9 protein-coding genes and 3 pseudogenes are annotated in these 7929 nt (G+C 59.7%); 7 read left to right on the top strand and 5 right to left on the bottom strand.

From position 1 onward, the window contains the following. Nucleotides 1-118 precede the first annotated feature (118 nt). The 5 genes and pseudogenes from tnpB to NKH98_RS32530 all read left to right on the top strand — a co-directional run. Nucleotides 119-349 (top strand): annotated as a pseudogene (tnpB, locus tag NKH98_RS32550) (IS66 family insertion sequence element accessory protein TnpB); the annotation flags it as partial. A gap of 62 nt (nucleotides 350-411) precedes the next feature. Next, nucleotides 412-1158 (top strand): annotated as a pseudogene (locus tag NKH98_RS32545) (IS66 family transposase); the annotation flags it as partial. A 22-nt stretch (nucleotides 1159-1180) separates the two neighbouring features. Further along, a pseudogene (locus NKH98_RS32540) lies at nucleotides 1181-1330 on the top strand (IS66 family transposase); the annotation flags it as partial. Between the two features lie 99 nt (nucleotides 1331-1429). Continuing rightward, nucleotides 1430-1561 carry a transposase domain-containing protein gene (locus NKH98_RS32535; protein WP_352904273.1) on the top strand — a complete coding sequence of 44 codons (132 nt, stop codon included), beginning with the start codon at nucleotides 1430-1432 and terminating at the stop codon, nucleotides 1559-1561. Nucleotides 1562-1563: 2 nt separating this feature from the next. Next, a complete protein-coding gene (locus tag NKH98_RS32530; RefSeq protein WP_352904270.1) occupies nucleotides 1564-1800 on the top strand; it encodes a hypothetical protein in 237 nt (78 codons plus the stop codon). A gap of 176 nt (nucleotides 1801-1976) precedes the next feature. Here the strand turns inward: NKH98_RS32530 and NKH98_RS32525 are convergent, their stop codons facing one another. Continuing rightward, a complete protein-coding gene (locus NKH98_RS32525; RefSeq protein WP_352904272.1) occupies nucleotides 1977-2786 on the bottom strand; it encodes a transglutaminase-like domain-containing protein in 810 nt (269 codons plus the stop codon). Between the two features lie 91 nt (nucleotides 2787-2877). Next, complete coding sequence (locus NKH98_RS32520) at nucleotides 2878-3750, bottom strand: transglutaminase family protein (protein WP_352904271.1); 873 nt, start codon at nucleotides 3748-3750, stop codon at nucleotides 2878-2880. Nucleotides 3751-4125: 375 nt separating this feature from the next. Between NKH98_RS32520 and NKH98_RS32515 the strand changes: the two genes are divergently transcribed. After that, on the top strand, nucleotides 4126-4311 hold the full coding sequence (locus NKH98_RS32515; protein ID WP_352904269.1) for a hypothetical protein: 186 nt from the start codon (nucleotides 4126-4128) through the stop codon (nucleotides 4309-4311). Nucleotides 4312-4821: 510 nt separating this feature from the next. Next, nucleotides 4822-5904 carry a L,D-transpeptidase family protein gene (locus NKH98_RS32510; RefSeq protein WP_352904268.1) on the top strand — a complete coding sequence of 361 codons (1083 nt, stop codon included), beginning with the start codon at nucleotides 4822-4824 and terminating at the stop codon, nucleotides 5902-5904. A gap of 244 nt (nucleotides 5905-6148) precedes the next feature. Here NKH98_RS32510 and NKH98_RS32505 read toward each other — a convergent pair whose 3' ends face one another. The 3 genes from NKH98_RS32505 to NKH98_RS32495 form a co-directional block, all read right to left on the bottom strand. Continuing rightward, on the bottom strand, nucleotides 6149-6415 hold the full coding sequence (locus NKH98_RS32505; protein ID WP_352904267.1) for a hypothetical protein: 267 nt from the start codon (nucleotides 6413-6415) through the stop codon (nucleotides 6149-6151). A 192-nt stretch (nucleotides 6416-6607) separates the two neighbouring features. Next, on the bottom strand, nucleotides 6608-7180 hold the full coding sequence (locus NKH98_RS32500; protein ID WP_352509985.1) for a DUF1003 domain-containing protein: 573 nt from the start codon (nucleotides 7178-7180) through the stop codon (nucleotides 6608-6610). A gap of 402 nt (nucleotides 7181-7582) precedes the next feature. Further along, nucleotides 7583-7756 carry a hypothetical protein gene (locus tag NKH98_RS32495; protein WP_352904266.1) on the bottom strand — a complete coding sequence of 58 codons (174 nt, stop codon included), beginning with the start codon at nucleotides 7754-7756 and terminating at the stop codon, nucleotides 7583-7585. Nucleotides 7757-7929 lie beyond the last annotated feature (173 nt).

Raw genomic sequence — 7929 nt, 5'->3', positions numbered from 1 at the left:
TGTGGCGGAGGCAAGCTGGGTTTGGCCGGCCCTGACGGGCGTCAGGGCGGCTCCGCCACATAATCTCGCCCGACGCATAAGAACGGTTATGTGGCACGCCACATAACCGTTCTCCGGGGCGCTGTTCGTGTTCCGGGGCAAGCGCGGCGACATGTTGAAGATCCTGGCCTGGGACGGAAGCGGGCTGTGGCTGTTCGCCAAGCGCTTGGAGCAGGGAAAGTTCGTCTGGCCGCCGATCGTGGCGGGTCGGCTTCAGCTGACAGCGGCCCAGTTGGCCTTGCTCGTCGAAGGGATCGACTGGCGGCGGACAGTTGCGCCGGAACCGGTCACGCGCCCGGAAACCATCTAAATTAGTTCCTGATTCCAAGCATTTATCCTCGCTCGCGAGTCATGACTTTGCTATAAGCCGGCATGTCTCTCGCCACTGCGGAATGGCCGTCGGATCCGGACGCTTTGCAGGCCGAGCTCTACGCCAAGACGCTGCATATCGAGAAGCTGAAAGCCCAGTTGGCGACGCTGCGGCGCGCGCGCTTCGGCCAGTCGTCCGAGAAGCTCGATCGGCAGATCGATCTGCTCGAGCTGATCATCGGCGATCTGGAGGAGGCCGAGGCCGCCAGCGAAGCCCGCCACGATGCGACTGCGGCGGTCGGACGGGCCGCCTGGCTGGTCGCGCCGGTGGCCGAGCGCATCGGCGACTACGCTCGCGCCGGCCCGGCCATCCATGCCGACGACACGCCGATCCCGGTTCAGGATCCCGGACGCGGGCGCACCAAAAGCGGCCGGCTATGGGTCGTTGTGCGCGACAAAGGCACCTGGGGCTCGCCCAATCCGCCGGCGGCTTTCTATCGCTACTCACCTGACCGCAAGGGCGAGCACGCCCACGCTCTGCTGGCGCCGGCATCCGGCTTCCTGCACGCCGACGCCTATGCCGGCTTTGACAAGCTCTACGAACCGGATCCGATCACCGGTCGCCCGCGCCTGGAGCCGGTCGCGTGTTGGGCCCATGCCAGGCGCGAACTGTTCGACGAGCACGCTAAGACCAAATCGCCGATCGCGCGTCAGGCATTGGACAAGATCGGCGCGATCTTCGCCGTCGAGCGCGACGTCAACGGCCGGAGCGCCGAAGTTCGTCTGGCCGTGCGCCAGGCTCAGAGCGTGCCGTTGCTGGCCGACCTCAAGAATTATCTGGAGGCCAGCCTGGGCAGGATCAGCCGCAAGGGGGGACCTCGCCAAGGCCATTCCGCTACAGCCTCAATCGCTGGAGGCGCTCTGCCGCTTCACCCAAGATGGCCGTCTCGAGATGACCAACAATGCCGCCGAACGGGCGATCCGCCCCCTGACGCTCGGACGACGCAACTGGACCTTCCTTGGCTCGGACTCCGGCGGCGAGCGCGCCGCGGTCTTCTACACCCTGATCCAGACCTGTAAGTTGAACGGCATCAATCCGGAGGCCTATCTCGCCGACCTGATCGGCCGCGTCAGCGACCATCCAGCCAATCGCATCGACGAGCTTCTCCCCTGGAACTGGCGCCCCCGATCCGACACCAGACTGGCGGCCTGACCGTGGCCGCGATCACCCGGGTCTACACCCTCCCGCTTGCCGCCGAAATGCTCGGCGAGGACGCCGAGCTGCTGTGGGAGGTCTATGTCGACATGGAACCGGAGGACGGTTGCCTCTGGGTCTACGGGCCCGACGATCAACAGATCCCCGCCTTCACCGACTTCGGCCTCGAATGCCTGACCGACTTCATCCGCGAACACAAAGCCAATCGCGGCAGAGGTCAAAATGATGGCCAGTAAGAGCCCCGGGTCATGACCGGGCGCTTACTTTCAAAAGGCGTGACGGCGAACGGCTAATGCGAAGCTTTTCACTAGCTTGACGGAAGCGCCTACGGCCCGTCGCCAGCGACCGCATTGCGCGCTTTCAACTTCGCTGCCGTCACATCACAATCGATTCATCGATCACAGGACGTGCTCTAGGTGCCCACCTCTTCAGCAATAACCTCGAAGTGGGCCAGGCTCGACGACCCAAAGCTGGTCGAGAGGGCAACGTCAGTCGCGTCGCGGCCCGTCGCCATCAGGATTCTTCCGATGCGAGGGTAGTTGTGCCGGGCGTCGAAGGTGAACCAATGACCACCGAGATAGGCTTGGAACCAAGCACTGAAATCCATTGGATCTGGCACGGGCGGAATTCCGATATCCCCGAGATAGCCGGTGCAATAGCGCGCGGGAATGTTCATGCAGCGGCACAGTGTAATCGCCAGATGGGCAAAGTCACGGCAAACACCGGTTCGATCGGTGAAGCCCCCGTGGGCGGTGCGCAGCGCGTCGGCGTTCTGGTAGTTGAACGCTATGTGGTTGTGAACGAAATCGCAGATCGCCTGGACGCGAGGCCATCCAGGCCTTGTGTTGCCAAAGGTCGCCCAGGCGAAATCCCCAAGACGATCGGTATCGCAGTATCGGCTTCCTAGAAGAAAAGTTAGCACTTCATCCGGCAGGTCTTTTATATCGTGTTGTATGGCCTCGGAGGCGACGACGTCCGGTCTGCCGCTGTCGTAGATTTCAAAGGTGGTTGAAATCGTCGTCAGTCCAGCAGGAGCCTCGATCCTCGTGCAGGCATTGCCGAAACTGTCGATGTAGCCCCACGCTTCGATCGGCCGATCAAAACCGATCACCTGTTCCGTCAGAAGGTCAACCCGACGTGACGGGTGGATTTCCAGGACCAGCAGCATCGGCGTTGGCTTCGGACACTCGTAGGTCAGATTATACCCTGCGCGTATCCGCATCGTCGCTCCAATGGTCTTGATTGAGGAGACGACCAACTCCGCTTTGATCAATCGGTTCCACGAAAATCAACGGGTGAGGATCTAGTCTGCTCTATTCCTTGGTAACTTTCACCTCGACGTCCATGCCCAGAAAACTCGAAGCACTTCCCGAATAGCTACCGGAAAGAGGGATCGCCTGCCGTGGGTGTCGAGCGACTGCCACCCTGATCAGTTCACGATTACCGACAATGCCATTGGTCGGATCAAACTCGACCCAACCGGCTCCAGGCAAATAGACCTGGCACCAGGCGTGGGTCGATCCTCCCCCTCGTACCTCCAACTTGTCTCGGGTTGGGACGTAGATATATCCGGTCACGAAACGCGCAGCGAAACCAAGCGATCGAACAGCCTCCATCATAAAGAGTGCGAAGTCACGGCATGTGCCTCGCCGCAGATGTAGCGTGACAAGAGGGGGTTGCGTCCCGGGTTCCGTTCGACGGGAATACACAAAGCTTTCGTGGATGGCATAGCAGAGTGTCATCAACAGTGTGCCCGTCTCTGTCTGGCCACCGGCGCTCAAGAATTGTCGTGCCCATTTTCCAATCTCGTCGCCTTCGTCGGGATGATGACGCTCGATGGTTTGGGAAAGGTCGGCTGCCTCGTCAGATTCGTAGGAGAACGGATAGCTGAGTGCTGCTTCGTCGATGCGGAAATCGGGGGCGTGCTGAGGCGTATGATCAAGCCGAATGGCTGTTTCGAAGTGCAGTGTTTTAGCCGCCCCCTTGAAATCGAGCACCGCAACGCAGTTTCCAAAAACGTCGTGGATCCACCGGAGCTCTTTCGGCTCGGGATCAATGGACATGGCGTGGTCTAGAAGTCTCTGGTCGAAGCTGTCGCGCGGTCTGAATATCAGCCGGTGTTCGCCAAACCTTACAGGTCGGCTGTAACGATAGACGGTCGAGTGCCTCACTGAAAAAACTGGCATGACGTCGTTTAATGCCTTCTGCATACAGACACACCGGTTTCTCCGGCACGATCGAATGGCCTCGGGCGCGGAGAGACTCAACGCCTGACTAAACAAATCAAAGCGGCCAAAAACCGGTCGCTAGTCGGACAATGTCGCTACACTGCCGGGCTTCCTACAATGTCGATGCCGGAGGCGGCAGGGCATCAAGACCCACGCGAGATCGGGATAGGCGTTGCCTCAAGCCTGCTCACTTCTCGGTTCGAACTTTCCCGCCGAGATACCTCTGATCTATGGATTTTGTAATATCCTGCCCAAGGCGTAATGTCCCGCCGGTCCCTTTCGACCCCTTGCGAGCGCGCGAATAAAACTAAGGATGAGAAGGACGCCGAAACGTTGGCTTACACGGTGATTTGGTACGGCAAGCAAGGCATCGTCGAGAAAGCGTCGTTCGAGACCGAGAAAGCTGCACGGGATAACGCGCTGGCGACCTTTTCCGCTCGAAACATGGGCGGTATCGTAGCGGTCGAGGTTCGCAAGGACGACGGCACCGTTGTATTCAGCCAAGCAGGCAGCAACTAATCGTCCGCATCTTGGTCAGGTTTAGAACGAGATTTTTCGTCCCCATCCCTGCTCCTTTGGCGAAAGCCCTCAACGGGCTAAGACGCACCACGGCGCCGGCATCAGGCACTGAACGCCAACCTATCGAGACCGTGGGGCTTAGCAGACCTTTGCCCTGGCCTGTAGACCGACGGCGTATTGCTTCTGTACCGTCGAGAATTCCGCTGCGCCTTATAGTCGGGCGTCTCCCAGCTTGATCCACGACCGGTACCGTCATGTTGATCAGCTCGCGTCCGAGCTTCGGTAATCCGGGTTCGCGCGCAAGGAAACGGATCAGAGTCTTCTGGCTCCTCCCGGGCGGATCGCATGCTTTCTGAACGACTTCGGAACCCAGGAGCGTCACGGCGCTAACTTCCCCTCGCAGGTCTGCAGGGACAGTGAGGTTCAATTGGACGTCGATGTTAAGAGATCAGTAACCAATCCGGAAGAATGTCGCTTGCGGCCTCTTTTCGCTGCCAGGAGACACTCCACATGCGTCGCGGCCTCGGTCTACTTGTACTCAGCACGGCGCTTGGCACTGGCACGGCAACGTTGGTCATCACACCAACTCACGCCGCGTCATTGCTTACCCCCGATACCGTCAACGCAGCGCCCCTCGATGCAATTTCGCCGACGTATGCGCCCCCGGATTCGAAGATCGATCCGCTGACCACCGGTAGCACGTTCAATGTCGGTGCCGCCGCCCCTTCTACGGAATTCACCACGGCCGCCGTGAGCGACACGCCCTCACCGTCCATTGTCCGCCTGCAGGTATTGCTGGACAGGGCAGGGGCGTCGCCAGGAGTAATTGACGGTCTTGATGGGGGCAACCTGCGGCACGCCATCGCAGCCTTTGAAGTGATGCGTGGCCTTCCGGTCGACGGAAAGATCGGGCCCCAGGTCATCGCCGCCATAGATGGGGACAAGCAGGTGATCGGCAGCTACGTCGTCACGGCGGACGATCTTTCCACGGTAGTGGGTGCCATTCCGAAGGACTACGCCAAAATGGCCGAGATGAAGTATCTCGGCTACGCTCGTCCAAGCGAGGCCCTGGCCGAGCGCTTCCACATGGACGAGGATTTTCTGAAGGCACTCAATCCGGGGGCGACCTTCGCCGAGGGCGAAACGATCTTCGTGGCCGATCTCGGCCCGGGCAAGCGCGGGAAAGCCGTCAGGCTCGAAGTGGACAAGGCCGAAGGCCAGGTTCGCGCCTACACGGAAGACGGGTCCCTTCTGGCGGCCTATCCTGCCACCATTGGCAGCGAGGAGAACCCATCGCCATCCGGAACACATACGGTCAGGGGGGTAGTTTCGAACCCGACCTATACCTACAATCCCAAGCTCAATTTCATACAGGGCAACAACGACAAGGTCCTGACCCTTCCGCCCGGCCCCAATGGCCCCGTCGGCACGGTGTGGATCGACCTGTCTGAACCGAGCTTCGGTATCCACGGCACCCCCGAGCCCGCCCGTATTGACAAGACCGGGTCCCATGGCTGTGTACGCTTGACCAATTGGGATGCTGGAGAGCTTGGCAAGCTTCTCAGACCCGGCGTGCCGGTCCAGTTCCTCTGAGCGGCGATGAGAATCCGGCCGTAGACTTCGACTATCCGCCCGATGTCGAGGAGCAGAGCCCCGAAACTGCGCTGGCGCCCGAATGATCGAGTCGAAGTCCAGTTTCCTCGCCCATGGTATTTTGGATGAGCAAGGCCGTGGCACCGTCGCTTGGCAGGTCATGCTACTATTTAGAAATTGCGCGAACAGCCTGCAGGAACTAAGGGCGGGGCTGGATATCGACGAGCGTCGCCGAGCATAGGCGTCACGGGTCTTCCCCGTCGCGGCGCGCCAGCCTCTCGACGGTTTCAATAATCGCCTTTGCAAGGGCCTCGCCCTCATGCACCGGCAGCGGTCCATAGAGCAGGTTGACCGCCTCCTCGCTCGGCAGCACGCCAGCCGGGCAGGTCATCTCGATCGCCAGGCGAACGAGCTGCAGTCCGGTTCTTTCGCCATAAATGTAATTCTCATCCATCGTCAGGATACTGGCGCTGGTCTGGCGATCGTCAAGGACCGGCAATGTCGACCGCATTGTTAAAGCTGCCCGGAGTCTTTCGTGCCGGTCGCATCTGGATTGATGGCGATTTCGCCCAAAGCAAGCGCTCTGTGGATGGCAACACATCGAGCCGTTTTTCGCGGTGTGATCCTGCGGTGCGGGGATGACGGGCAGCCGTGCAGGCAGGAGTTGGCCAACCACGCTAGCCACCAGTAAGCCGCTAATTGCTCAGCCGAGCGTTGGCTGATCTCCTGCCTCCACGATCTTGTCGAGAACTGCTTCGGGCGCCACATCGCGCTTCAGTTCCTTCAATTCCTCGTCTGCTTCCGTCTGGATGTCTAAACGCTTGGCAATCTCCTCGACCATCTTGATCAGCTTGGTCGTCTCGTGTTCGTTGAGCAGGCTAACCTGGAGATCGAGATCAGCCCGCGCGTCATCTTCAGCGGCCATTCGGTTCTGGTTGATAAGCACAAAGGTGGAGAGAAATATTGCCTCCACGGACGCGAGCATGGCCAAGATGACTAAAGAAGGATCCCAAGCCTGAACGATCGGAGCGATACCAGTGTTAAAGGCGATCCAGCCGCCAAAGAAAACGAGATGGATGTAGACGAAGATCATGCTGCCGGCAAATCTGCTGATTGCGGCGGCGGCCCTTTCCTGAAGAGAAGCTGCTTTCGCCTCTCGCCTTCTACGCTCGACGAGAGCGTCAATGTTGCGGGCCAACGCCGGAGCTAGCCCTTCCGCGGCCGGCGTAGTCGGAGTGCCGCGAGCCATATTGTTCGAGGTGAGGCTGGGGTGCATAGGTCGCTCCTAATCTTTACACCTAACAATGCATTTTGAATTTTGCTCCATGACCCCAAGGCGACGGCTAGATCGCATGTATCGACAGGTACTTTTTCGCGGGAGGTAGAGTCGAACGCGTAAACGCGAGCCTGACCTGATGCATTATGATTGGCCCACTGGAGAAACTGGGCGCTGCATCCAAGCACCCATGGCCTGCATGAAGGTGTAGGGCCGGAGATTGCCCGCGTGGCATTTCTCAGCGCCGCCCCTGCCTTTTGATTGGGACCAGCCCCCGCTCTTCGCAAAAATCGCGGATCAGCGAGAAGCTGTGTCCCGTGCATAGATCATCGGGTAGGGCCACCTGGTAAGGCCATTTGCGGTCTATTCTAGCAGGGGAAGGGCCACGGCTACGCTGTACCATCAATGGCGAGCGGCGCCTTGCCTGCTCTCCCTCAGGTAAATGTCGGTCTGGTGGCGCATCGCATCCGAAAGCGACAACGCCAGATCGAGATCTTCAGGATAGATCGCCAATATCCAAGTGGCCGTCAGCTCCGCGATAGCCTGTTTCTGGCTGACGTCGGACAGGCCACGCATTTGCTTTGCCATCTTGCTGACGGCCCGGTGAATGGCGGCCGCTCGCGCCTTACCGTGGCATATATCTCGGGCTGCTCGGACTCGGTCGCAGTAATCGGCTTCATGGCGTGTGTCTCCAATCTGCTGACAGTGAACGAAATGAGAACATCAGAGTCAAGAGCCTCTTGACGGAA

Source organism: Mesorhizobium sp. M0833 (genome assembly GCF_040319905.1).
Lineage (GTDB): Bacteria > Pseudomonadota > Alphaproteobacteria > Rhizobiales > Rhizobiaceae > Mesorhizobium.
This window is presented reverse-complemented; position numbering and strand designations above follow the sequence as displayed.